Here is a 22,659-nt window from a genome sequence, read left to right as displayed (position 1 = left end):
CGCGGTTCCGGCATGCGACGGGCGCCTTCGGGCGCCCGTTTTTTTTGCGCGAATGGCCGGCAGACGGAGAGGGGTGAATCAGAACGATGCGCAGGCCGGCACGACCGTCATGCCGACCGATTGCTGGTGGAAGCGCTGCATGTACGCTTGCCGGATCGCGGCGAGCCGCGCACGTGTATCGGGCGTATCGTCGGCGATGATACGGATCGCGAAGCTGTCTTCGCGCGTGATCCCGCCGCTTGCCCGGTCGCGCCACTGGCCGTGCGTGTCCCAGTAGGTGAGGCCGTCGGGGAACCGTGGTGTGACCGTGTCGGCGAGGAATGCCGCGCGCTCCGCCTCGGTGACGGGGCCGCGCCCAGTGATGTCGCGCCCGAACAGCAGGTCGGCCTGCAGCATGCGGTTTTCGCCGGGCTGCGTGCAGGCTGGCGGTGCGTTGACGACGGGCGACGGCGGTGCCGCGCAACCGGCGAGCAGGGCGATCGCCATGACGCAGGCGGCCAGCGAGCGCATCTGCCCATTTCGTGACGATCGACCTCCGCGCGCGCAAAACGCTGCGCGCTCAACCACTTGCGTGCTTGTCCGGCGGGTTATCAACAGGGCTGTCAACATAATCTGGGGATAACCCTAGGTTCGTCCGCGCGTGCCCGATGTGGGGTCAGTGCTGCAGTGTCGCGTGCGCGAGATGCATGCCGAGTGTGGCGGGGTCGGTACTGGTGCCCGACAGCAGCACGCCGACGCGCTTGCCCTGCAGCGTTTCGCGCAGCGGGCCGAGCAGGGCGGCCAGCGCAGCCGCGCACGCCGGTTCGACCGACAGTTTCAGCTGCGAGAACAGGAACAGCATCGCGGCCCGCAGCGCGTCGTCGGACACGGTGACGACGCGGTCGACGTGGCGCCGGCACAGCTGGTAGCTGTATTCCTCGGTATGCGGCGCCATCAGCGAATCGGCGATCGTCTGCATCGCGCTCATCTTGATCGTGTGATTCGCCGCGAAGCTGCGGCTCATCGCGTCGGCGCCTTCCGGCTCGACGCCGTACACGTGCACACGCGGATTCGCGAGCCGCAGCGCGGTCGCCATGCCGGCCGCGAGCCCGCCGCCGCCGATCGGCACGATCACCGCGTCGAGGTCGGGCGTCTGGGTCGCCCATTCGTAGCCGAGCGTCGCGGTGCCGAGGATCGTGTGATAGCCGTTGAACGGATGGATGAAGAAGCGGCCTTCCTCGGCCTCGATCCGCCGGACCAGATCGAATGCCTGCGATGCGCTGCCGGCCAGCACGACTTCCGCGCGGTACTGCTTGCACTGCGCGATGCGCGACGGGCTTGCGGTATGGAACATCACGACCTTCGCGCTGCTGCCGAGCCGCATCGCCGCGTACGCGACGGCCGCCGCGTGATTGCCGGCCGATACGCAGGTGACGCCGGCGTTCCTGCGCGCCTCGTCGAGCGCGAGCACGTGCGTGAATGCGCCGCGCGCCTTGAAGCTGCCGCTGACCTGCAGCAGCTCGAACTTGAAGTTGACGTGCGTGCCTTCAAGCGATGGCAGGTCGGCGCGTTCGAACACGGGCGTGCGCGCGACCCACGGCGACAGCGCGAAATGCTGTGCGGCGATTTCGTCGAGCGTCGGGATCGGCTCGCCGTCGATCGTCGTATGGGCGGCGCCCTGTTGTTCAGTCGACATGACGTGGCGGGAGGCAGTCAGTGTGCGTCGACCGACATGCTGCGGATGAACTTGCGCAGGAACTGTTCGCAGCCGGCGAGCTGCACGAGCTCGACATATTCGTTCGGCTTGTGCGCCTGCTCGATGTTGCCGGGCCCGCACACGACGCTCGGGATGCCCGCGCGTTCGAACAAACCGGCCTCGGTGCCGTACGCGACCTTGCGCTTGTCCTGGTCGGCCGTCAGCGCGCGCACGAGCTGCGTGATCGCGGCCTGTTCGGTGGCGTCGAGGCCGGGCGCCGCGGCGATCTTCGAGAACTCGATCGCGGCATTCGGATGCTCGCGCAGCATCTGCGGCAGCAGCGTGTCCCGTGCATACGCTTCGATGCGCGTGAAGATCTGCTCGGGATCGAGCGTCGGCAGGTTGCGGAATTCGAAGTCGAAGCGGCACTCGGCCGGCACCGTGTTGATCGCGTTGCCGCCCTGGATCGTGCTCGTCTGCGCGGTGGTGAACGGCACGTCGTACAGTTCGTCGAACGGGCCTTCGGCGCGGAAACGCTCGGCGATGTCGCGGATGTGGCAGATGAGGCGCGCCGCATATTCGATCGCGTTCAGCCCCTTCGGCGTGAGCGACGAATGCGCCGCGTGGCCGCGCACGCAGCAGCGGTAGGCATTGATGCCCTTGTGCGCGATGATCGGCCGCATGCTGGTCGGCTCGCCGACGATGCAGCCGGACGGCTGCACGCCGCGCTTGACCAGATCCGCAATCATCAGCGGCGCGCCGGCGCAGCCGATTTCCTCGTCATAGGACAGCGCGAAATGGATCGGCTTCGCGAGCTTCGCTGCCTGCATCTCGGGCAGCAGCGCGAGCGCGGCGCCGATGAAGCCCTTCATGTCGCAGGTGCCGCGGCCGTACAGGCGGCCGTCGCGGATTTCCGGCGCGAACGGGTTGCTGTCCCATTGCTGGCCGTCGACCGGCACGACGTCGGTATGCCCCGACAGCACGATGCCGCCGTTCGTCGAGCCGTCGTGCGCGGGCACGGTGGCGAACAGGTTCGCCCAGCCTTCACGCGGATCGTGCGTGATCGTCGATGCGATGCCTTTCGCGGCGAGCGCGTCACGCACCGTTTCGATCAGGCCGAGGTTCGGCACGCGGCTCGTCGTGTCCATCGACACCAGTTGCTTGATCCAGGGCAGGCTGACGAGCGACGCTTCGCCTTGGGGTGCGGCGGACGGCGCTGTCGCGTCGAGAGTGGACATGGCAAGACTCCGTCTGATGAATGGGAAAATCATACTCAAAAACGCGTCGGCCCGCCCGCGCCGGGCGCGGTGCGGTGCAGCAACGCCGCGCCCGTCAGTATCGCGTCAGCGCACGGCGGCAGCCGCTCCCTGCTTGGGTCCGAGCGCGCGCAGCGTTTCCTTGATCGTCGACACGCGGATCGCGAGATCGGGCGAGCGCGTCTCGATGCGCAGCTTGTCCTGGCCCGCGAGCTTGATGTGCCGATGCTTCTGCACCATCTCGATGATCCGCATCGGATCGATCGGCGGATTCGGCTCGAACTGCAGCCCGATCGCCACCTCGCTCGCGTCGATCTTCACGATGCCGAGCGGCTTCGCGGCGATCCGCAGCCGGTGCGTCTCGACGAGCGCGTGCGCCTGCGGCGGCAGCTTGCCGAAGCGGTCGATCAGCTCTTCCTGGATGCCGTCGATCGCGTCGCCGTGCTCGCAGTTCGCGAGACGCTTGTACAGCGACAGCCGCTCCTGCACGTCCGCGCAGTAGTCGGCCGGCAGGATCGCCGGCGCATGCAGGTTGATTTCGGTCGTCGCGGCGAGCGGGGCGGTGAGGTCGGGCTCCTTGCCGTTCTTCAGCGCCTTCACCGCGTCGTTCAGCATGTCCGTATAGAGCTGGAAGCCGATCTCGTGGATCTCGCCGGATTGCTTGTCGCCGAGCACTTCGCCGGTGCCGCGGATCTCGAGGTCGTGCATCGCGAGATAGAAGCCCGAACCGAGTTCCTCCATCTGCTGGATCGCTTCGAGCCGGCGCTGCGCCTGCTTGGTCAGCGCCTGCGGATCGTGGACCAGCAGGTACGCATACGCCTGGTGGTGCGAGCGGCCGACGCGGCCACGCAGCTGGTGAAGCTGCGCGAGGCCGAACTTGTCCGCGCGATGCATGATGATCGTGTTCGCGCTCGGCACGTCGATGCCGGTCTCGATGATGGTCGTGCACAGCAGCACGTTCGCGCGCTGCGCGACGAAATCGCGCATCACCCGTTCGAGTTCGCGTTCGTGCATCTGGCCGTGCGCGATCACGATGCGTGCTTCGGGCACGAGCGCCTCGAGCATCGCCTTGCGGTTCTCGATCGTCTCGACCTCGTTGTGCAGGAAGTACACCTGGCCGCCGCGCTTCAGTTCGCGCAGCATCGCCTCGCGGATCACGCTTTCCTCCTCGCGGCGCACGAAGGTCTTGATCGCGAGCCGCTTCTGCGGCGCGGTGGCAATGACCGAGAAATCGCGCAGCCCTTCGAGCGCCATCCCGAGCGTGCGCGGGATCGGCGTCGCGGTGAGCGTCAGCACGTCGACTTCCGCGCGCAGCGCCTTCAGCGCTTCCTTCTGGCGCACGCCGAAGCGGTGTTCCTCGTCGATGATCACGAGGCCGAGGCGCTTGAACTGCACGTCCGACGACAGCAGCTTGTGCGTGCCGATCACGATGTCGACGCTGCCTTCGTTGATCTGCGCGATTGCCGCGTTGACTTCCTTCGCGGTCTTGAAGCGCGACAGCTCGACGATCTGCACCGGCCAGTCCGCGAAGCGGTCGGCGAAGGTCTGCGTGTGCTGCTCGGCGAGCAGCGTGGTCGGCGACAGCAGCGCGACCTGCTTGCCGCCCAGCACCGCGATGAACGCGGCGCGCAGCGCCACCTCGGTCTTGCCGAAGCCGACGTCGCCGCACACGAGGCGGTCCATCGGCTTGCCGCTCGTCATGTCGCCGATCACGGCCGCGATGGCGGCCGCCTGGTCGGGCGTTTCCTCGAAGCCGAAGCTTTCCGCGAACTTCACGTAGTCGCGCGGATCGAGCGAGAACGCGTGGCCTTCGCGGGCCGCGCGGCGTGCGTAGAGGTTCAGCAGCTCGGCGGCGGTATCGCGGATCTGCTGCGCGGCCTTGCGCTTCGCGCGTTCCCACTGGCCGGAGCCGAGCGCGTGCAGCGGCGCGCTGTCGGGATCGGCGCCGCTGTAGCGCGAGATCACGTGCAACTGCGCGACCGGCACGTAGAGCTTGCTGTCGCCCGAGTATTCGAGATGCAGGAATTCGGTTTCGCCTTCGCCGAGATCCATCGACACGAGGCCCATGTAGCGGCCGATGCCGTGCTGCGCGTGGACGACCGGGTCGCCGACCTTCAGCTCCGACAGGTCGCGCACCATCGCGTCGACGTTGCTCGCCTGTTCCTGCCGGCGGCGGCCCGTGCGGCGGCCGAGGGCGCCGTACAGCTCGGTTTCGGTGACGACCGCGTAGCCTTCGCCCGGCACCGCGAAGCCGTTCGCGAGCGGCGCGACGCCGAGCGCGAAGCGTGCGTCGCTCTCGAGCCAGCCGGCGAAGTGGTCGTTCGACGCGGGGCGCAGATGGTGTTCGGCGAGCAGTTGCAGGATCGTCTCGCGGCGGCCGGCCGATTCGACCGTCAGCAGCACGCGCTTGCCCGACGATTCGACGAACGTGCGCAGCGACGCGAGCGGATCGTCGGCATGGCGGTCGACGGTGAGCTCGGGCAGCGCCGTCGCCCAGCCGCCGGCCGGCTGCGCGGGCAGCACGACGCGGGCGAACGGCTTCGCGAACGCGAAGAAGTCCTCGTCGGACAGGAACAGGCGCTGCGGCTCGAGGATCGGCCGCTCGCGATCGTGCGCGAGGAACGCATGGCGCTGCTTCGTGTCGGCCGTGAAGCGGCGGATCGACGCCTCGAGATCGCCGGTGAACACGAGGTGCGCATCCTGCGGCAGGTAGTGGAACAGCGTGGCGGTTTCGTCGAAGAACAGCGGCAGGTAGTACTCGATGCCGGCCGACGGCACGCCGTTGCCGATGTCCTTGTAGATCGGCGCGCGGCTCGGGTCGCCTTCGAAGGTCTCGCGCCAGCGGCTGCGGAAGGCCGTGCGGGCGGCTTCGTCGAACGGAAACTCGCGGCCGGGCAGGAGGCGCACGTCGCGTACCGGGTAGAGGCTGCGCTGCGTGTCCGGGTCGAACGCGCGGATCGAGTCGACCTGGTCGTCGAACAGGTCGATCCGGTACGGCAGCGGCGAGCCCATCGGGTACAGGTCGATCAGCGAGCCGCGCACGCAGTATTCGCCGGGCCGCACGACCTGGCTCACGTGCTCGTAGCCGGCCAGCGTGAGCTGCGCCTTCAGCTTCGCCTCGTCGAGGCGCTCGCCCTGCGCGAATGCGAACGTGTACGCGGCCATGAACGACGCGGGCGGCATCCGGTACAGCGCGGTGGTCGCGGGCACGAGCAGGATGTCGCAGCGGCCTTCGCCGAGGTCGTGCAGCGTGGCCAGCCGCTCGGACACGAGATCCTGGTGCGGCGAGAACGTGTCGTACGGCAGCGTTTCCCAGTCCGGCAGCAGGCGCACGCGCGCGTCGGGCGAGAAGTAGCGGATTTCCTGCGAGAGCCGCTGCGCGTCGACTGCGTTCGCGCAGATCACCGCGAGGAGCGGCACGTCCTGGCGGTTGTCGGCGAGATAACGGGCGATGGCGAGCGCGTCGGCGGAACCATGCGCGCCGTCGAAGGCGAAGCGCTGGCCGGGCTTGACGCGGGCAACGGGCGAGGCGGACGGGGTGGAAGCGTTATCTGGCATAGGGACGACAGGGGGTGGCGTGCACGGGCGCATCGCGGTGCGCCGGTCGAGACGAAAGACCTATTATAAAATCCGCTTCTCGATTTCATCTTTCCGGCGTTTCCCTTCGTGACTCCCCGACTTTTCGCCCTGATTCCCTGTGCCGGCACCGGCAGCCGTTCCGGCTCGGCCGTGCCGAAGCAATACCGCACGCTGGCCGGCCGCGCGCTGCTGCATTACACGCTTGCCGCGTTCGACGCGTGCAGCGAATTCGCGCAGACGCTCGTCGTCCTCGCGCCCGACGATTCCCACTTCGATGCGCGCCGCTTCGCGGGCCTGCGCTTCGCGGTGCGCCGCTGCGGCGGCGGCTCGCGCCAGGCGTCGGTGCTGAACGGGCTGCTCGAACTGGCGGAATTCGGCGCGACCGACCACGACTGGGTGCTGGTGCACGACGCCGCGCGCCCGGGCATCACGCCGGAGCTGATTCGCACGCTCGTCGCGACGCTGAAGGACGATCCGGTCGGCGGCATCGTCGCGCTGCCGGTGGCCGATACGCTCAAGCGCGTGCCGGCCGGCGGCGACGCGATCGCGCGCACCGAGTCTCGCGACGCGCTGTGGCAGGCGCAGACCCCGCAGATGTTCCGCATCGGCATGCTGCGCGAGGCGATCCTGCGCGCGCAGCGCGAAGGGCACGACCTGACCGACGAGGCGAGCGCGATCGAATGGGCCGGCCATACGCCGCGTGTCGTGCAGGGCAGCCTGCGCAATTTCAAGGTCACGTACCCGGAAGATTTCGCGCTCGCGGAAGCGATCCTCGCACGCTCCTCGAACGCTTCCTGACTTTCACCCCTCACAATCGGAATACGCATGGATTTCAGAATCGGACAAGGCTACGACGTGCACCAGCTCGTCGAGGGGCGCCCCCTCATCATCGGCGGCGTGACGATTCCGTACGAACGCGGCCTGCTCGGCCACTCGGACGCGGACGTGCTGCTGCACGCGATCACCGACGCGCTGTTCGGCGCGGCGGCGCTCGGCGACATCGGCCGCCACTTCTCCGACACGGACGCGGCGTTCAAGGGCGCCGACAGCCGCGTGCTGTTGCGCGAGTGCGCCGCACGCGTCAAGGCTGCCGGCTTCACGATCCAGAACGTCGACAGCACCGTGATCGCGCAGGCGCCGAAGCTGGCGCCGCATATCGACGGGATGCGCGCGAACATCGCGGCCGATCTCGGGCTGCCGCTCGATCGTGTGAACGTGAAGGCGAAGACCAACGAGAAGCTCGGCTATCTCGGCCGTGGCGAAGGGATCGAGGCGCAGGCCGCCGCGCTGCTGGTGAAGCAGGGCGGCTGACGCCGGGCGGCGGCGGCGCGCGGTTCGCCCGTCGCGCTGCGGAAATGAAAAATGCCACGCGGGTGCGTGGCATTTTCGTTTGGAGCGGCGACCGGGCCGGCGCGGTTGCCGGCCGGGTGGTGCAACCGCTTATTCGCCTTCTGCGGCGATCACCTGCGCGGCGGCGTTGATCACCGACGCGATGCGGCCGACGTCGCGCAGCTGCGTGACGGTCATCCCTTGCTCGTTCTTCAGCAGCGCATAGTGGGACTTCACGCAGAAGTGGCACTTGCCGACGATCGACGCGGCGAGCGCGTACATCTCGAACTTGCGCTTGTCGACGCCACCGTGCGTCGCATACGCGCCCATCCGCAGCTCGGCGCGTTGCGTCTTCAGGTCGGCATCGTCGGCCATCTCGACATACGGATACCAGGTGTTGTTCATCCCCATCAGCGCGGCCGCCGTCAGCACGGCGTTCGTCTCTTCGGGCGACAGGACGCCGGCTTCGCGGATCGTCTTGATGAGCACCGTGCTCTTCGCCGCGATGGCCGCCGCCAGCGCGACGCCCACCGCGTCGGTGCCTTCGAGCGACGAGCGCGAGATCGTGCCGTCGAGGTTCAGGCGAATGTCCTTCGCGTAATCGGGAATACGTGCCTTAATCGAATCGATGAATTCCATTGATATCTCCTATGGGTTGGCCGTTAAAAAAGCCCGCAGGCAGGACGTGCGCCGCGGGCTTCGTGCATCGATGCGCTTACAGCGTTGCGCCGCCGACTGCACGGTTGCACGGGCACAGTTCGTCCGTTTGCAGGCCGTCCAGAATCCGCAGGACTTCTTCCGGGCTGCGGCCGACGTTCAGGTTGTTCACCGAAACGTGCTGGATCGTGTTGTCCGGATCGACGATGAACGTTGCACGCAGGGCCACGCCGGCTTCCTTGTCGCGCACGCCGAGCTGGTCGATCAGCTCGCCCTTGACGTCGCCGAACGAGTAGTGGTTCAGCTTGTCGAGGTCCTTGTGCTCACGGCGCCATGCGAGCTTGACGAATTCGTTGTCCGAGCTGCCGCCCAGCAGGACGGCATCGCGCTCTTCGAACTGCTTCGTGAGCTTCGCGAATTCGACGATTTCCGTCGGGCACACGAACGTGAAATCCTTCGGATAGAAGTAGATGATCTTCCACTTGCCCGGGAACGACGCTTCGGTGACGGTCTCGAACGCCGACTGGCCGTTTTCCTCGTGATTGTTGAAGCCCGGCTTCGCGGCTACGACGGTGAAAGCTTCGAGTTTATCGCCCACGGTTTTCATGCGGATACTCCTGTATGAGTTGGGAAGAAGACTGAGTCAAGCTACCTCGGTGCTGCAACGATGATGTGACAGCATGGGTAAAACTATAACACTATTAGCTATGCGCTTCAATAGATTTTGGCTAACGATCCTCATAGCTTTTTTCAACCGGATCGATAGTGTGCAGCGCAAGAAGCGTGCGCGAGCGCGTCACGCAGTCGCACGCGCCTTGCCGGCGCCGGGGAATTCGAGCGTAACTTCGAGGCCCGCTTCCGGGTTGCGGTTGCGCAGCCGCAGCGCGCCGCGATAGCGGCCGACGAGGCGCAGCACGATCGCCATCCCGAGGCCCGTGCCGTCCGCCTTGGTGCGGGCGGTGTCCACGCGGTAGAACGGCCGCATCACGAGCGGCAGCTGATCCTCGGGAATGCCGGGGCCTTCGTCGCTCACCGACAGCTCGACGCGCGCGTGCGACACGCGCGTCTCGAGCGTGATGCGCGACACGCCGTCCTGCGTGCTCTGGCCATACTTGCGCGCGTTCTCGACGAGGTTGCCGATCACGCGGCGCATGTCGGTCTCGTCGGCTTCGATCACCGCGCTCGGCGCGAGCCGCGTGCGGATCTCGACGCCATCCTCGCCCGACACGCGGGCGGCGACTTCCTGCGCGATCGACGACAGATCGACGGGCTCGGGCTTGCGTTGCGACGGGCGGGCGTAGTCGATGAAGGCCGCGATGATGCGATCCATCTGCTCGATGTCGTCGACCATCGCGTCCTTGGTCGCCTGGTCGGACGGGCTCATCTCGGTTTCGAGCCGCAGCCGCGCGAGCGGCGTGCGCAGGTCGTGCGAGATGCCCGCGAGCATCAGCGCGCGGTCGGCCTCGAGCTGCTCGAGGTCACGCACCATCTGGTTGAAGCTGCGATTGGTCTCGGCCGCGACGCCCATCCCGCGCTCGGGCAGTAGCTCGGGCGTCTGGCCCGAGCCGATCTGCCGCGCGGCGAGCGCGAGCCGCGAGAACGGCCGGTTCACCAGGCTGGTGATGAACGCGGAGCCGAATAGCGACAACGCGAGCGCGAACAGCCCCCAGCCGGCCCACTGCAGGCCCGTGACGTTGTCGAGCTGGTCGCGGTCGAGCGCGACCCAGTAATCGTCGTCGTCGATCTTGAAGCTGATCCACACGCCGGGAATGTCGTTGACCGACTGGGCGATCACGGTATCGTCGCCGAGGCGGCTGCGGATGTCGTGTTCGATCAGGCGGTTCAGCGATTCGTCGGGCTGCAGCTTGAACTTGTCGGTCTTCTCGCGCGGGTATACGCGCACGCCCTCGTTGCTCTCGAGATCCTGCAGCAGCGCGCGCCGCAAATCGGGATCGGAATAGAGCAGGGCGGTGCGCGTGAGCTTCACGATCGCGACGAGCTGGAGAGCCACGCGCTGCGCACGCGGCTCGCGCTCGATCACGCGAAAGCTCTGGAACCACGCGGCGAGACTGACCGAGATCAGCAGCGCGATCAGCAGGAAGGTGCGCCAGAACAGCCCGCCGAACGCGAGCTGAAGGAGGCGCCGGTCGATACGCATGGGACGGGCCGTGGGCGGGCGAAACCGGAAAGGAAAAAGATCAGGCGGCGCCGTCCGGGATGAACACGTAGCCGAGGCCCCAGACAGTCTGGATGAAGCGCGGGCTGCCCGGATCCGGTTCGATCAGCTTGCGCAGGCGCGAGATCTGCACGTCGAGGCTGCGGTCGAACACTTCGTATTCACGGCCGCGTGCGAGCTCCATCAGCTTTTCGCGCGACAGCGGCTGGCGCGGATGACGCGCGAACACCTTCAGCACCGAGAATTCGCCGGTGGTGAGCGGAATTTCCTGGCCCGACTTCGTCAGCGTGCGCGTCGCGAGGTTCAGCGAGAACTCGCCGAACTCGAACACCTCGGTGGTTTCCGACGGCGCGCCCGGCAGTTCGGCCGGCGCCTGGCGGCGCAGCACCGCATGAATGCGCGCCACGAGTTCGCGCGGGTTGAACGGCTTCGGCAGGTAATCGTCGGCGCCCATCTCGAGGCCGACGATGCGATCCACGTCTTCACCCTTCGCGGTGAGCATGATGATCGGCGTGCGGTCGTTGCTGCCGCGCAGGCGGCGGCAGATCGACAGGCCGTCTTCGCCCGGGAGCATCAGGTCGAGCACGAGCAGGTCGAAACGCTCGCGCACCCAGAGCTTGTTCATTGCGGTCGCGTTTTCCGCGACGTAGACATTGAAACCCTGCTCGCCGAGATAGCGGCGCAGCAGATCGCGCAGGCGCGGGTCGTCGTCGACGACGAGAATCTTGGAGGGGTTTTTCGTTTCCATGATCGGCATCTTATCGCGAATGGGAATTGACGCACGGTCGCGTATTTTCGTGCGTTACAGTCGGTTACAAAATTTACCCGTAGTGTCGCGCCGAGTAAAGGCAGGCTATAGAGATTCCTTTACTCGAAGCCGAAATTCGGTAGATACTCCCCTGCACTCCATCATTCATCTTTGCACACCCGAATTCCGCAGGGTTTTTCAAGTACCAGAGGTAGCCGGTTGCCGCGTGACGAAGGGAACAAATCGACCAAAGAAGCGAGGACGGTCATGCGATCTGCCCGGATTGCACTGATGCTGACGATCGCGCTTGCCGGTCCGTATGCGTCGAACTTCGCGTATGCGCAGCGCCCCGAGCAGGGCGCATCGTCGCGCAAGCTGCCGCGCGGCAAAGCGCCGCAGTCCGATCGTACCGCCGAGATGACGGTCCGTTCCGCCGTGCCTCCCGATCTCGAACAGCGCCGCCGCGACGGGCACATGACGCCCGAGGAACGCCACCTTTTGCGCCAGCACATCGAAGACGCCGTTCGCGAGCTGTACAAGCGCTGACACGCCGTCCTTCGCACCACGCGAAATTCGTCGCGCGGAAAAGATTCGTAGCAATTTTTCCGTCAACTTTCGCCTGCCGATTGCCGTTGTACCGGCATCCGCACCGCCGGTGCGCTCCGGGAGTCCATGACGATGAAAGCGAACGCTGCCGCACCGGCGCCGTCGCCCGCCATGCAGTCGCCGCTCGATGCGGACGATGCATTGTTTTTCCTGAGTCGTACCGGTTTTTCTCCCGCGCCCGCCGATGTTGCGCGCGTCGTCGGCTTGACGCGCGCGCAGGTCGTGGCCGACACGCTCGGCAACGTTCGCCGCGACCCCGTCACGACCTGGCCCGACTGGATCGCCGAGTTGCCGCCGACGCGCGCGCAGCGCCAGGCGCTGACGCCCGACATGCGGCGCGACGAGCAGCGCGAGCGCAACGTTCGGTACGATGCGCTGCGCGCGGCGTGGGTCAACGAGATGATCGTCACGCCGTCGCCGCTCACCGAGCGCATGACGCTGTTCTGGCATGGGCATTTCACGTCGGGGCAGGACAAGGTGCCTTATCCGCAGACGATGGCGGCGCAGAATGCGCTGTTTCGCCGCGAGGCGCTCGGCAACTTCGGCGTGCTGCTGCATGCGGTCGCGAAGGATCCGGCGATGCTGCAATACCTCGATGGCGCGAGCAATCGCAAGGGGCGCCCGAACGAGAATTTCGCGCGCGAGGTGATGGAGCTGTTCACGCTCGGCGAAGGGCATTACACGCAAAACGACGTGACCGAAGCCGCGCGTGCGATGACGGGCTGGACGGTCGATCCCGATACGTATCGCTTCGAGGTTCGGCCCGATCTGCACGACGCCGGCGACAAGACGATCCTCGGCGAAACGGGGCCGTTCGATGGCGACGGCTTTCTCGACATCCTGCTGAAGCGGCCCGGTACCGCGCGTTTCATCGCCGCCAAGCTGTGGCGCGAGTTCGTGTCGGATACGCCCGATCCGGGCGCGCTCGATGCGGTGGCCGAACGGTTTCGCTCGAGCGGCTACGACATTCGCGCGGCGCTCGCCGCGCTGTGGTCGACCGACGCCTTCTGGGATCCTCGCAATCGCGGCGTGCTGGTCAAGTCGCCGGCGGAGTTCGTCGTCGGGTCGGTGCGGCTGTTCGACGTGTCATACGGCGATCCGCAGATGCTCGCGAACACCGTGCGCACGCTCGGGCAGAACCTGTTCTATCCGCCGAACGTGAAGGGCTGGCCGGGCGGCGCGCTGTGGATCAACAGCACCACGCTGCTCGCGCGCAAGCAGTTCGTCGAGCAACTGTTCCGCGCGACGGAGACGGCCGGCATGCACCCGCCGGCGCATGCGATGGTGCCGCCGCCGAATGCCCGCGCGCATGCGATGCCGGTGGTCGAGACGGCGTCCGCTGCCGGCATGCACGGACCGCCTGCCAAGCCCGCGCGCGCCGGCCTGCGTTTCGACCTCGAGCGCTGGCTTGCGCAATATCGCGCGCGGCCGCAGGCGATCGCCGGTTTGTCGACCGAGCTTCAGTTGCAGCATGCGGTGCTGCAACTGTCGCCGGTCGCGGCGATCGACACGGATTCGACCGGCAGCGCGTATCTCGAGGCGCTGCTGATGGATCCGGCCTATCAACTGAAATGATTCGAACGACGATGAAGCGGGGAGCCGGTGCGGCAAAGGTGTCGGACGGTGAACCAAAGGATGCGCGATGAACCGACGTGATTTTCTGACGCTGACAGGTGCTGCGGCCGCGGCCGGCGTGTCGATGTGGCAGGCGCCTGCGATGGCGGCTGCCGTGGCGCAGGCGGGGCGCCAACCGGCGGCCGGGTACGCGAACGTGCTGATCCTCGTCGAACTGAAAGGCGGCAATGACGGCCTCAACACGGTCGTGCCGTATGCGGACCCGCTGTATTACCAGTTTCGCCGCAGCATCGGCATCAAGCGCGAGCAGGTGCTGCAACTCGACGCGCACACGGGGCTGCATCCATCGCTCGCGCCGTTGATGCCGCTGTGGCGCGACGGGCAGGTCGCGGTCGTGCAGGGCGTCGGCTATCCGCAGCCGAACCTGTCGCATTTCCGCTCGATCGAGATCTGGGATACCGCGTCGCGCTCGGATCAATATCTGCACGAAGGCTGGCTGACGCGCACGTTCGCGCAGGCGCCCGTGCCGCCCGGTTTCGCGGCCGACGGTGTCGTGCTCGGCAGTGCCGAGATGGGGCCGCTCTCGAACGGTGCGCGTGCGATCGCGCTCGTCAATCCCGCGCAGTTCATTCGTGCGGCCCGGCTTGCCGAGCCGTCGTCGCTGCGCGAACAGAACCCCGCGCTCGCCCACATCATCGACGTCGAGAACGACATCGTGAAGGCGGCCGACCGGCTGCGTCCGCGCGGCGGGATGCGTGAATTCAGGACGGCCTTTCCGGCCGGCGCGTTCGGCACGTCGGTCAAGACCGCGATGCAGGTGCTGGCCGCGTGCGAAGCGTCCGGCCCGGGTGCGCAGGATGGCGTCGCGGTGCTGCGCCTGACGCTCAACGGCTTCGATACGCACCAGAACCAGCCGGGGCAGCAGGCCGCGCTGCTCAAGCAGTTCGCGGAAGGGATGAGCGCGATGCGCGGCGCGTTGATCGAACTCGGGCGCTGGAACCAGACGCTCGTGATGACGTATGCGGAATTCGGGCGGCGCGTGCGCGAGAACCAGAGCAACGGTACCGATCACGGCACGGCCGCGCCGCATTTCGTGATGGGCGGCCGCGTGGCCGGCGGGCTGTACGGTGCGCCGCCGGCGCTCGGGCGGCTCGACGGCAACGGCAACCTGCCGGTCGCGGTCGATTTCCGCCAGCTCTACGCGACCGTGCTCGGGCCGTGGTGGGGACTCGACGCGACCCGCGTGCTGCAGCAGCGCTTCGATACGCTGCCGTTGCTGAAGGCGTGAGGCGTGAGGATCAGCGGCGGCGCGCGGTGCGCCACGCGATCCACAGCTTGCGGATCGGCGTCAGCGCGATGCGCTGATGCAGCACCTGGTAGCCGTCGCGCTCGATTTCGTCGAGCAGCGAGCCGGCCAGTGCGATCTGCGCGCGCAGCGTGCGCTGGGCGCGGCGTTCAGATGCGGGGATCGCCGCTTCGGCGGCCACGAGCGCTTCGCGCGCGCGGGCCGTCTGGAATTGCAGCAATTCGGTGAAGGCCGGGCTGTAGCGGCGGTTCAGCAGATCGGCCGCGGTCACGTTGTAACGCTGCAGTTCGTCGATCGGCAGATAGATGCGGCCGTGGCGTGCGTCGTTGCCGAGATCCTGCACGAACTGCGCGAGCATCAGCGCGCGGCCGGCGTCCGCGGCCCACGGTTGCGGGTCCGTCGGGTTTGGCGAACTTGCGCGCGCGACCAGCGACGCGAAGGTGCCGCCGACCTGTGCGATATAGCGCTGCAGGTTCGCGAAATCGAGGTAGCGCGCCTGTTCGAGATCCATCCCGTAACCGTTGACGAGCGTACGGAATGCATCGGCCTCGGCGGCGATCGCCGGATGATGCTGCGCGAGCGCCTTCGTGACCGGATGCGACGGCTGCCCGTCGGCCAGCGCCGCGAGTTCCTTGTGCCACCACGCGAGCTTCGTGTGTCCGACGGTCGGGTCGCTGGTTTCCTTGACGGTTTCCTCGAGTTCGCGGCGTAGCGCGAACAGCGCGGTCAGGCGCGGCTGCGTGGCGTGCGGCGCCTGGCGCAGCGCGTAGTAGACGCTGGAGCCCGCAGGGGCGGCCTTTTGCTGACAGTAGTCGTCGAAGTTCACGGGCGGAATCGTGTGGGGAGGCGGGTTCGGGGGACGCGCGGCGGCGCGGTGCCGAAACGTCGAGCGCGGCATTCTAGCATCGCTGCACGACGGGTGCCGGCAGGGGCGAGACAAGCCCGCGCGGATCGGGTAGAATCTCGCGCTCGCCTGATCGGGCGTGCCGGTTACAAACCAACCGGCGCGATGTCCCGGGCGCGTGGTCACGCATCTTTCGTGCCGCGTGGTCAGGCGACAGAAATGCGCGTGAGTGGCGAAATTGGTAGACGCACCAGGTTTAGGTCCTGACGCCCGCAAGGGTGTGCCGGTTCGAGTCCGGCCTCACGCACCACATATCCTGCCAAGCATTCCCAAGTTTGGCCAAAGAGCCCCGTCAGTCAAGCACTTACGGGGCTTTTTGTTACCAGCTTTGCCCAACGTTTTTCCATTGATACCCGCGGAATCGGGGGCATCGCAGGGGGCAGTTTTCCTGATCTGGGGCACGTAAATGCGCCCATGACCCAATGCCCCTTACCGATGTCGCCGTCCGTGCGGCGAAGCCCCGCGAAAAGTCCTGCAAGCTTGCTGACGGCCAAGGCATCTCACGCTGGATCCGGTGCAAATGGGTCCAGCGGCAGAAGGGTGATCGAATGCAATCCATCAGTCGATGGTGGGTGTCGATTCAGGGCGAAGTGCTTGGCGGGGTAGTAAGAGGCGCGCCAACTCGAAACGCCTCTTACTCACATGCAAATCAAGTGCGTTTGAGAGGATCAAACTGGTCGAAGTCTGGCAACATCGCGTTCGAAAGGCGTTTAAGACCGATGACTATCACCAGCGAGAAGCCGATCAGGCAGCTTCGATCAGCGAAAGTACGAAGAGAACGATCCACGTCCAGAAATACGCGGGTGTCTGGCGCAGGGATTGGGCGCGTTTCCAAAGATAGACCGGCACGACAAACACCAGCTTGCCGAACTGCGACGTGTCGACGCCCGCGCGCTTCAAGCGTCGTTCGTCGACCCAGCTCAGGCCGATGTTCAGCAAGAGCGTGATCCACCAGTACTGGCCGGACTTGACTGCGATCTCGCCGGCCAGCCCGGCCATGTCGTCGGTCGGCGCTAGTGCTCCGCCGATCATTGCCTGCAACATCAGGCCGATGATCGGCGCGAATGCAAGAATCCAGACGATGGCATTGCTGATCTTCGTGTTCGGCAATGCAGGCGGCGTGGTGGAGGTTTCGAGATGCGAGGCGAGTTCGGTGTCGCCCAGCGTGCGCCAGTCGACAAAGCCTTGCTTCCATACAAGCGTGCCAAGGGTGATGACGCGTTCCTGAATGAGACGCCGCATCTCGTCATTCGAGACCGGCCCGACGCGTTGGCCGCCTTTTTCATAGTGCCAAGTATTCATGGTTGTTGCTTCTTGTACAGGACGTGGAAAGGTGATCGTGTTGGCGATTGAACTTGCAGCTGACCCATGGCGCAACTGCCTATGTCGCAGCACAAACCGGGAGCATAACCGGTGCATACCGGCTGCTAACCTTAGCCGATCTGTTGTCTCGAACAGGCTTTTCGGGCTTCCGGTGAGATTTTCCATTCAATGCCGTTCTTCGATACGAACCAATGGCGGGAGACATCGGACGAGATCGGCTGATTGTTGCGGTCGTAAAGTGCAACCTGATGGGCCTGGATCGCCCAAGCGACTTCTTTGAGCGTGCGAATCGTCTGGCGGCCTTCCGCGAAACCGTCCGCATGTGATCCGTTGGCCTCGTAGACGCCATACGCAAACGTGCAGGCGGTTGGCGCCGCCTGAGCGATCGGCCGTTCACCTCGGATCGCGTCACGAAAACCTTGCAGTTCTGCCTTGCTCGGATCATGCGAATTTCCGATGCAGTACGTCGTCAACCCGTTCTCGCCGCCTTTGGGGTCGACGTCATGGTGTGCGAGTGCATCTGTTGCGCATTGATACGCATTTCGATAGTCGGGGGTATTTTTGATATTGCCCGCAGCATAACTCGATGAGGGGATCGCCGAGAGGGTGACGACAACGGCGGCGAAAAAATTATTCACGATGAGGCTTCCAGTTGAAATTCTAGTTGGTCGGAGCGAGGCTGCTATTGGGAATAGTTGCCAGCCCTTGTCTGATTTCATCATGTGAATTTCGATATTGCTGGCTGCACGTTTGATATCGGCAGCGAAATCTCCAACTTTATAGTCGGAATCTGCCAGCGAATGACGGCGCCCGATGACTTGCTTGACTACTTCGATCTTGAACTCGTCCGTGTAGCGCTTGCCGCTCATGCTAATCTTCTCGTTTGCCATAAATTCTGGCTCGAAGATTTCTGCGAGAGGGCGGCCTGTCCATACCCGAAAAGCGCCGCCGGTCGGCTTGCCACAGCCCTTTTTTGTTTAGGCCGTGTTTTTCTCCAGCATGCAAATCCGTACGAGCAGACACGGAAACTCGGCCGCACGTAATATCGTGACCACTGCTCATTCACACACGAAGCACAATTACACCGAGGGGTCGGCCAATGAAAAATACCGTACGCATTCCATTTTCCGTTCTGACGCTGATACTGGCTGCGCCGGCATTTGCCAATACGCCTGCCGAGAACATCGCATGGAGTGCCAAGCCCGTGCAGACGGTTGCATCGGCGTCGTCAGCGTGCTCCGCGTATTCGGGGCGCGTGATGTCGAGCGGCGAGACGTTCTCTACGGAAAACGTGCTGAAAGCGCTTGGCACGTCGCTGGCTGGCGCCGCGCTGGGCGCCGTCACGGGTGGATATCAGGGCGCAGCCCCCAATCCGTGTGCCCGACCGGGCCTGTGACCGGCCCGCAAGCGAACCGCGGGAATTCCCGCTTCATCTGAAACAAGCCGGATACCAGTGCCGCGCGTCGCCCGACCCGCGGCGCTGCGTCATTCCAGGCATGCCTATTCCCAGAAGCTCCGGATCGCGACCGCCACGATCACCGGCACCGAGAACACCAGCGGGATCGCGAAATACTGCGCTTCGCGATCGACGACCCAGCTATAGATCACCCACGCCGCGCCGATCGCGAACGTGATGAGGCCGACCGTCACGGCGGCGATGTTCAGGACCAGCTTCGAAGGCTGGCGGCGCGTCTTGGTATCGTCATTGTGATCGCGCGGGGACGATTTCATCGGAAGAGTGCGGCTTCGGGCCGGAACGGGGATAAAAGCACAGGAAACCCCATCCGCACCGATCGCGCAAGAGGGCCGGCGCTGGCCGGCCCTCGTCGCGTCCGCCGGCGCGCTTTACAACCCGAACGACGTAGCCAGTTCGTCGAGCAGTTCGCGCTGGAACGCAACGAACCGCGCGCCTGGCTGCTGCGCGATCGCGAGGTCGAGCATCGGATCGGCGACGTCGGTGCGAACATCCGCCAGCGCCTCGACGATCGCGAGCCCGCAGAACGGCACGTACGCCTCCGAATAGCCGCCCTCGTGCACGATCACGAGCCGCCCGTCGCAATGGCGTTGCGCGGCCTCCTTCACCGCACGCGTCATGAACCGGTAGCTGTCGGTATGCAACTGCATGCGTGCGAGCGGATCGACCGCGCTTGCGTCGAGGCCGCTCGCGACGATGATCAGCTCGGGCCGGAAACGCTCCAGCGCCGGCAGCACGATTCGTTGGAACGCGTAGCGATACGCATCGTCGCCGCTGCCCGCGAGCAGCGGCACGTTCAGGTTCGCGCCGACGCCTGCGCCTTCGCCGCGGTCGTCGGCGCCGCTGTAGCCGGGCGGGAAGCAGCGATCCTGGTGCAGCGAGATCGTCAGCGTGTCCGGATCGTCGTAGTAGATCGACTGCGTGCCGTTGCCGTGGTGCACGTCCCAGTCGATCACCGCGACGCGCTCGATGCCGTGTTTCGCACGGGCGGCCTCGATCGCGATCGGGATGTTCGCCAGCAGGCAGAAGCCCATCGGGCGATCGCGCAGGCAATGATGGCCGGGCGGCCGCGACAGCGAGAAGGCGTTCGCCGCACGTTCGCCGAGGACCGTATCGACGGCCGCGATCGCGAGTCCGGCCGACAGCGCGGCGATCTCGTAGCTGCCCTTGCCGAACGGCGCGAGATCGCCGAGGTCGCCGCCGTTCGCGTCGCTGAGTGTGCGGAACGCGTCGAGATAGTGCGCGGGATGAATGCGCAGCAGGTCGGCGGTCGAGGCCGGCTCGGCGCCGCGCAGGTCGAGCTGTGCGGCCAGGCCCGAGGCCTGCACGAGCGACAGGAAACGGCGCTTCGAATCGGGCGATTCCGCGTAGCCCGCGCTCGACGGCGGCTGGACCCAGCCGCCGACCGGGAAGAACAGCGCGTGCGTGCCGCCGGTATGCCAGAAAGTGCGTTCGTCGGTGAAGAAGGCAGTGCGATTCATGGATGTGCGTGACCTGTCACGGTTGGGTGGAAATGGAAGGGCGCGTGCGGCGATCGATGTGGCGCAACGCGGCGAAAGACACGATTGCGACGGCCGTCGCGGCCGTGAACAGCGCGCGCATCGTGCCGCCGGCATCGAGCATCAGCCCGGCGAGCAGCGGGCCGGCCGCGAGGCCCGCGCCGATCACGAAATTGAGCGTGGCCACGAGGCGGCCCGACGTGTCGATCTGCGCGACGGTCGCGAGGATGAACGGCAGGACGAACGTCCACGCGAACTTGAACGCGAAGATCGCCGCGCTGTAGCCGCCGGCGTGCCGCATGACCGCGAGCGCGACGAGCGAGGCCGCCAGCAGCGCGTAACCGGCCGCGAGCATCGCGCGCCGCGCGAGCCGGCCGCCTGCGCACGACGCGAGCGCCGCACCGGCGATCCCCATCACGCTTGCGATCGCGAGTACGTTGCCGGTCGACTGCGGATCGAGCCCGGCTTCGGTCGCGGCGCGGCTGGCGAACGTCCACACGCTGCCGATCGCGAGATAGAACGTCAGCACCGCGCCGATCGCGAGCACGACGAAGCTTTGCGGTGTCCGCGCCGCAGCGTTGCGCGCGTTCTGCGCGGGTGCGGCTCGCGTGCCCAGCGTGGACGGAAAGCCGCGCGACAGCGGCGCCGCGACCAGCGCGAGCGCGGCGAGTGCGACATACAGCGCGCGCAACCCGAACGCAGCGAACACATGCGGCAGCACGAACAGGCCGATCGCGCCCGCGATCAACTGGCCGACGACCCACAGGCCGTACACGCGGTCGCTGTTCTCGCTCGTCGCGGCGCTCGTCATGCAGAGCACCATTAGCGAGCCGCCGCCGAGCGCGGTGACGGCGCGCAGCGCGAGCAGCGCGACGAAGCCCGGCATCCACAGCGCGGTCAGCAGGTTGCCCGCGCCGAACAGCGCGATGGCGAACGCGGCGACGCGGCGCGCGTCGACCCGGCCGAGCCACAGGTACGACGGCACGGTCGCGAGGCTGAACGCGCCGAGTTCGACGAAGAAGTAGGTGCCGATCTGCGACGCGGACAGCCCGAGCTGCGTCGCGAGCTGGCCCGCGACGGCGGGTGCCACGAGCAGCAGCAGCGGCGTGATGGCCGCGAACACGACGAGCGCGACGAGCGTCGAGCGCGCGAAGGTCGACGCGCGGCCGTCGGACGGGAGTGCGGCATCCGGTGAAAGGGTTTTCATGGCGGGTTCTCGTGTGGGATCAGAACAGGTGGTACATGCCGACCATCGCGCCGAACTGCGATGCGCCGGCGAGCGTCGTCGGGTCGTATTCGTAGACGGTCTGCGAACTCTGGCTGCTGTTGCGTGCGTAGCCGAGGTTCACGTACGCGACGGTGCGTTTCGACAGCGCGTACGTGGTGCTCGCGATGAACAGCGTCGGGTGGCCGATCGCCGGCGTGCGCGAGTCGGTGTGGTAGACGCCCGCGTTCAGGCCGATCTCGCTCGACATCTGGTAGCGCGCGCCGCCCCAGACGATCGTGCGTGCCGCGTCGAGATCGCCGGTCAGGCGTTCGACGCCCGCATAGACGGTGAGCGGCAGTGTGGCGAACGCATAGCGCGCGGCGAGCGTGCCGAGTTCGCGGCGGCGCGCCGACGTGTCGTCGGCCGCCGAAACCTCGCCATGTGCCTGATGCAGTACCGCGCTGACCGACAGGCCGTTGCTCGTGAACTGGCCGCCGAGTTCGAGCACGCGTCCGGCGCGCGTATTGCCGGCGACGCCGGACGTCGCGGCAAGCGCCTCCACGTCGAAGCCGGCGAACGTCGGCGACTGGTACTTGGCCGAGTGGTCGATGAAGTTCGCGCTCATCGGCACGATGACGCCCTGGCCGCTGTACGACGCATACCAGAGCGGGTCGTAGAACAGCGTCTTGTCGAACAGCACGCTGAACTGCCGGCCGAGCGTGACGGTGCCGACGGGCCCCGCGATGCCGACGTACGCGCCGCGGAAGAAGGCATAGCCGGGCACGGTCGCGGTGCCGTCGTTGAGGTTGAGGCCCTGTTCGAGCTTGAACAGCGCACGCCAGCCGCCGCCGAGATCCTCGTGACCTTTCAGCCCGATCTGCGAAGGCAGGATGCCGTAGTTCTGCAGTTGAACGGCCGAGTGGCGCCCGTCGGCATGCGTCAGGTATTGCACGCCGGCGTCGAGCGCGCCGTACAGCGTGAGACTCGACTGCGCGTGCGCGGCAGCGTTGCACGCGGCAAGCGTCGCGACGGCCGCGGCCGTGCGGATGAAGCGGGGTTTCGTCACGTGGGGTTCTCCATACCGTCCTGCATCGGTTTGTCGTTGGTGTTGTCGCGACGCAGTGTCCGCAGCGGGAAAACCTTCGAACAGTCGTACAGATGAACGGTGTGGAAAACCCGTGGTGCGCGACACACAAGCGGCGCGGTGCCGTCGCGCGGCGTGCTGCGGAGCAGCAACGTGCCGTGCACCGTTCAAATGGATGGGGCTGGCGCCCGTTCCGGCACCGTGGCCCGTCAAAAAAGCCGATCGCTATAATCGATCGGTGTCGTTGCGCACATCAGCAGC

The 22,659-nt window shown here is 66.3% G+C and carries 21 protein-coding genes and 1 tRNA gene; 7 read left to right on the top strand and 15 right to left on the bottom strand.

Annotated features, from left to right (window positions below; all coding sequences use genetic code 11):
* Positions 1-78 precede the first annotated feature (78 nt).
* The 4 genes from CFB39_RS11135 to mfd all read right to left on the bottom strand — a co-directional run bounded on the left by CFB39_RS11135 (position 79) and on the right by mfd (position 6,489).
* Positions 79-510 (bottom strand): DUF3574 domain-containing protein, encoded by a 432-nt coding sequence (locus CFB39_RS11135; RefSeq protein WP_089473063.1) that lies wholly within the window; start codon positions 508-510, stop codon positions 79-81.
* A 145-nt stretch (positions 511-655) separates the two neighbouring features.
* The gene (locus CFB39_RS11130) at positions 656-1,675 is read right to left on the bottom strand and encodes a threonine/serine dehydratase (protein ID WP_089473062.1); all 1,020 of its coding nucleotides are present in this window, start codon (positions 1,673-1,675) and stop codon (positions 656-658) included.
* A 17-nt stretch (positions 1,676-1,692) separates the two neighbouring features.
* Positions 1,693-2,913: an acetylornithine deacetylase gene (gene argE, locus CFB39_RS11125; protein WP_089473061.1), complete on the bottom strand. Its 1,221-nt coding sequence runs from the start codon at positions 2,911-2,913 to the stop codon at positions 1,693-1,695.
* A 105-nt stretch (positions 2,914-3,018) separates the two neighbouring features.
* Positions 3,019-6,489 carry a transcription-repair coupling factor gene (gene mfd / locus CFB39_RS11120; RefSeq protein WP_089473060.1) on the bottom strand — a complete coding sequence of 1,157 codons (3,471 nt, stop codon included), beginning with the start codon at positions 6,487-6,489 and terminating at the stop codon, positions 3,019-3,021.
* 108 nt (positions 6,490-6,597) lie between these two features.
* On the opposite strand from mfd, the gene ispD reads away from it, so the two are divergent.
* Both ispD and ispF read left to right on the top strand, forming a co-directional pair.
* A complete protein-coding gene (ispD, locus tag CFB39_RS11115; RefSeq protein WP_089425642.1) occupies positions 6,598-7,308 on the top strand; it encodes a 2-C-methyl-D-erythritol 4-phosphate cytidylyltransferase in 711 nt (236 codons plus the stop codon).
* A 27-nt stretch (positions 7,309-7,335) separates the two neighbouring features.
* Positions 7,336-7,821: a 2-C-methyl-D-erythritol 2,4-cyclodiphosphate synthase gene (ispF, locus tag CFB39_RS11110; RefSeq protein ID WP_089431208.1), complete on the top strand. Its 486-nt coding sequence runs from the start codon at positions 7,336-7,338 to the stop codon at positions 7,819-7,821.
* A gap of 129 nt (positions 7,822-7,950) precedes the next feature.
* Here ispF and CFB39_RS11105 read toward each other — a convergent pair whose 3' ends face one another.
* The 4 genes from CFB39_RS11105 to ompR form a co-directional block, all read right to left on the bottom strand.
* Complete coding sequence (locus CFB39_RS11105) at positions 7,951-8,478, bottom strand: carboxymuconolactone decarboxylase family protein (RefSeq protein ID WP_011352388.1); 528 nt, start codon at positions 8,476-8,478, stop codon at positions 7,951-7,953.
* A 76-nt stretch (positions 8,479-8,554) separates the two neighbouring features.
* Positions 8,555-9,103 (bottom strand): peroxiredoxin, encoded by a 549-nt coding sequence (locus CFB39_RS11100; RefSeq protein WP_006478563.1) that lies wholly within the window; start codon positions 9,101-9,103, stop codon positions 8,555-8,557.
* Between the two features lie 189 nt (positions 9,104-9,292).
* The gene (locus CFB39_RS11095; RefSeq protein ID WP_089425640.1) at positions 9,293-10,654 is read right to left on the bottom strand and encodes an ATP-binding protein; all 1,362 of its coding nucleotides are present in this window, start codon (positions 10,652-10,654) and stop codon (positions 9,293-9,295) included.
* Between the two features lie 40 nt (positions 10,655-10,694).
* A complete protein-coding gene (ompR, locus tag CFB39_RS11090; RefSeq protein WP_006478565.1) occupies positions 10,695-11,429 on the bottom strand; it encodes a two-component system response regulator OmpR in 735 nt (244 codons plus the stop codon).
* A 258-nt stretch (positions 11,430-11,687) separates the two neighbouring features.
* Here ompR and CFB39_RS11080 point away from each other — a divergent pair, with 258 nt between their 5' ends.
* The 3 genes from CFB39_RS11080 to CFB39_RS11070 all read left to right on the top strand — a co-directional run bounded on the left by CFB39_RS11080 (position 11,688) and on the right by CFB39_RS11070 (position 14,889).
* Complete coding sequence (locus CFB39_RS11080) at positions 11,688-11,966, top strand: hypothetical protein (protein WP_011352385.1); 279 nt, start codon at positions 11,688-11,690, stop codon at positions 11,964-11,966.
* A gap of 132 nt (positions 11,967-12,098) precedes the next feature.
* Positions 12,099-13,601: a DUF1800 family protein gene (locus tag CFB39_RS11075; RefSeq protein WP_089473272.1), complete on the top strand. Its 1,503-nt coding sequence runs from the start codon at positions 12,099-12,101 to the stop codon at positions 13,599-13,601.
* 67 nt (positions 13,602-13,668) lie between these two features.
* Positions 13,669-14,889: a DUF1501 domain-containing protein gene (locus tag CFB39_RS11070; RefSeq protein ID WP_089431207.1), complete on the top strand. Its 1,221-nt coding sequence runs from the start codon at positions 13,669-13,671 to the stop codon at positions 14,887-14,889.
* A gap of 10 nt (positions 14,890-14,899) precedes the next feature.
* On the opposite strand, the gene hpnD is transcribed toward CFB39_RS11070, so the two are convergent.
* Positions 14,900-15,733, bottom strand: a complete 834-nt coding sequence (gene hpnD, locus CFB39_RS11065; protein ID WP_089473058.1) for a presqualene diphosphate synthase HpnD — start codon at positions 15,731-15,733, stop codon at positions 14,900-14,902.
* Between the two features lie 241 nt (positions 15,734-15,974).
* On the opposite strand from hpnD, the gene CFB39_RS11060 reads away from it, so the two are divergent.
* A tRNA-Leu gene (locus CFB39_RS11060) sits at positions 15,975-16,061 on the top strand.
* 494 nt (positions 16,062-16,555) lie between these two features.
* Here CFB39_RS11060 and CFB39_RS11055 read toward each other — a convergent pair.
* The gene (locus CFB39_RS11055) at positions 16,556-17,113 is read right to left on the bottom strand and encodes a DUF4339 domain-containing protein (protein ID WP_089473057.1); all 558 of its coding nucleotides are present in this window, start codon (positions 17,111-17,113) and stop codon (positions 16,556-16,558) included.
* A 131-nt stretch (positions 17,114-17,244) separates the two neighbouring features.
* Positions 17,245-18,003, bottom strand: a complete 759-nt coding sequence (locus tag CFB39_RS39325; protein ID WP_144030252.1) for a hypothetical protein — start codon at positions 18,001-18,003, stop codon at positions 17,245-17,247.
* A gap of 230 nt (positions 18,004-18,233) precedes the next feature.
* On the opposite strand from CFB39_RS39325, the gene CFB39_RS11050 reads away from it, so the two are divergent.
* On the top strand, positions 18,234-18,530 hold the full coding sequence (locus tag CFB39_RS11050; protein ID WP_089473056.1) for a hypothetical protein: 297 nt from the start codon (positions 18,234-18,236) through the stop codon (positions 18,528-18,530).
* Between the two features lie 104 nt (positions 18,531-18,634).
* Here CFB39_RS11050 and CFB39_RS11045 read toward each other — a convergent pair whose 3' ends face one another.
* The 4 genes from CFB39_RS11045 to CFB39_RS11030 all read right to left on the bottom strand — a co-directional run bounded on the left by CFB39_RS11045 (position 18,635) and on the right by CFB39_RS11030 (position 22,380).
* Positions 18,635-18,865 carry a hypothetical protein gene (locus CFB39_RS11045; RefSeq protein WP_089425634.1) on the bottom strand — a complete coding sequence of 77 codons (231 nt, stop codon included), beginning with the start codon at positions 18,863-18,865 and terminating at the stop codon, positions 18,635-18,637.
* Between the two features lie 114 nt (positions 18,866-18,979).
* Complete coding sequence (locus tag CFB39_RS11040) at positions 18,980-20,089, bottom strand: class II histone deacetylase (protein WP_089473055.1); 1,110 nt, start codon at positions 20,087-20,089, stop codon at positions 18,980-18,982.
* Between the two features lie 16 nt (positions 20,090-20,105).
* Positions 20,106-21,314, bottom strand: coding sequence for an MFS transporter (locus CFB39_RS11035; RefSeq protein WP_089473054.1), 1,209 nt, complete (start codon positions 21,312-21,314; stop codon positions 20,106-20,108).
* A 19-nt stretch (positions 21,315-21,333) separates the two neighbouring features.
* Entirely contained in the window at positions 21,334-22,380 is a 1,047-nt protein-coding gene (locus CFB39_RS11030; protein WP_089473053.1) for a porin, read from the bottom strand.
* Positions 22,381-22,659: the final 279 nt, after the last annotated feature.

Origin of the sequence: Burkholderia sp. AU6039 (assembly GCF_002223365.1) — a bacterium.
Classification (GTDB): domain Bacteria; phylum Pseudomonadota; class Gammaproteobacteria; order Burkholderiales; family Burkholderiaceae; genus Burkholderia.
This window is presented reverse-complemented; position numbering and strand designations above follow the sequence as displayed.

Bases quoted from the DNA above. Each gene is read 5' to 3' on its own strand.
- CFB39_RS11135 (WP_089473063.1), bottom strand. From the start codon at position 510: ATGCGCTCGCTGGCCGCCTGCGTCATGGCGATCGCCCTGCTCGCCGGT.
- CFB39_RS11130 (WP_089473062.1), bottom strand. From the start codon at position 1,675: ATGTCGACTGAACAACAGGGCGCCGCCCATACGACGATCGACGGCGAG.
- argE (WP_089473061.1), bottom strand. From the start codon at position 2,913: ATGTCCACTCTCGACGCGACAGCGCCGTCCGCCGCACCCCAAGGCGAA.
- mfd (WP_089473060.1), bottom strand. From the start codon at position 6,489: ATGCCAGATAACGCTTCCACCCCGTCCGCCTCGCCCGTTGCCCGCGTC.
- ispF (WP_089431208.1), top strand. From the start codon at position 7,336: ATGGATTTCAGAATCGGACAAGGCTACGACGTGCACCAGCTCGTCGAG.
- CFB39_RS11105 (WP_011352388.1), bottom strand. From the start codon at position 8,478: ATGGAATTCATCGATTCGATTAAGGCACGTATTCCCGATTACGCGAAG.
- CFB39_RS11100 (WP_006478563.1), bottom strand. From the start codon at position 9,103: ATGAAAACCGTGGGCGATAAACTCGAAGCTTTCACCGTCGTAGCCGCG.
- CFB39_RS11095 (WP_089425640.1), bottom strand. From the start codon at position 10,654: ATGCGTATCGACCGGCGCCTCCTTCAGCTCGCGTTCGGCGGGCTGTTC.
- ompR (WP_006478565.1), bottom strand. From the start codon at position 11,429: ATGCCGATCATGGAAACGAAAAACCCCTCCAAGATTCTCGTCGTCGAC.
- CFB39_RS11080 (WP_011352385.1), top strand. From the start codon at position 11,688: ATGCGATCTGCCCGGATTGCACTGATGCTGACGATCGCGCTTGCCGGT.
- CFB39_RS11075 (WP_089473272.1), top strand. From the start codon at position 12,099: ATGAAAGCGAACGCTGCCGCACCGGCGCCGTCGCCCGCCATGCAGTCG.
- CFB39_RS11070 (WP_089431207.1), top strand. From the start codon at position 13,669: ATGAACCGACGTGATTTTCTGACGCTGACAGGTGCTGCGGCCGCGGCC.
- CFB39_RS11055 (WP_089473057.1), bottom strand. From the start codon at position 17,113: ATGAATACTTGGCACTATGAAAAAGGCGGCCAACGCGTCGGGCCGGTC.
- CFB39_RS39325 (WP_144030252.1), bottom strand. From the start codon at position 18,003: ATGAGCGGCAAGCGCTACACGGACGAGTTCAAGATCGAAGTAGTCAAG.
- CFB39_RS11050 (WP_089473056.1), top strand. From the start codon at position 18,234: ATGAAAAATACCGTACGCATTCCATTTTCCGTTCTGACGCTGATACTG.
- CFB39_RS11045 (WP_089425634.1), bottom strand. From the start codon at position 18,865: ATGAAATCGTCCCCGCGCGATCACAATGACGATACCAAGACGCGCCGC.
- CFB39_RS11040 (WP_089473055.1), bottom strand. From the start codon at position 20,089: ATGAATCGCACTGCCTTCTTCACCGACGAACGCACTTTCTGGCATACC.
- CFB39_RS11035 (WP_089473054.1), bottom strand. From the start codon at position 21,314: ATGAAAACCCTTTCACCGGATGCCGCACTCCCGTCCGACGGCCGCGCG.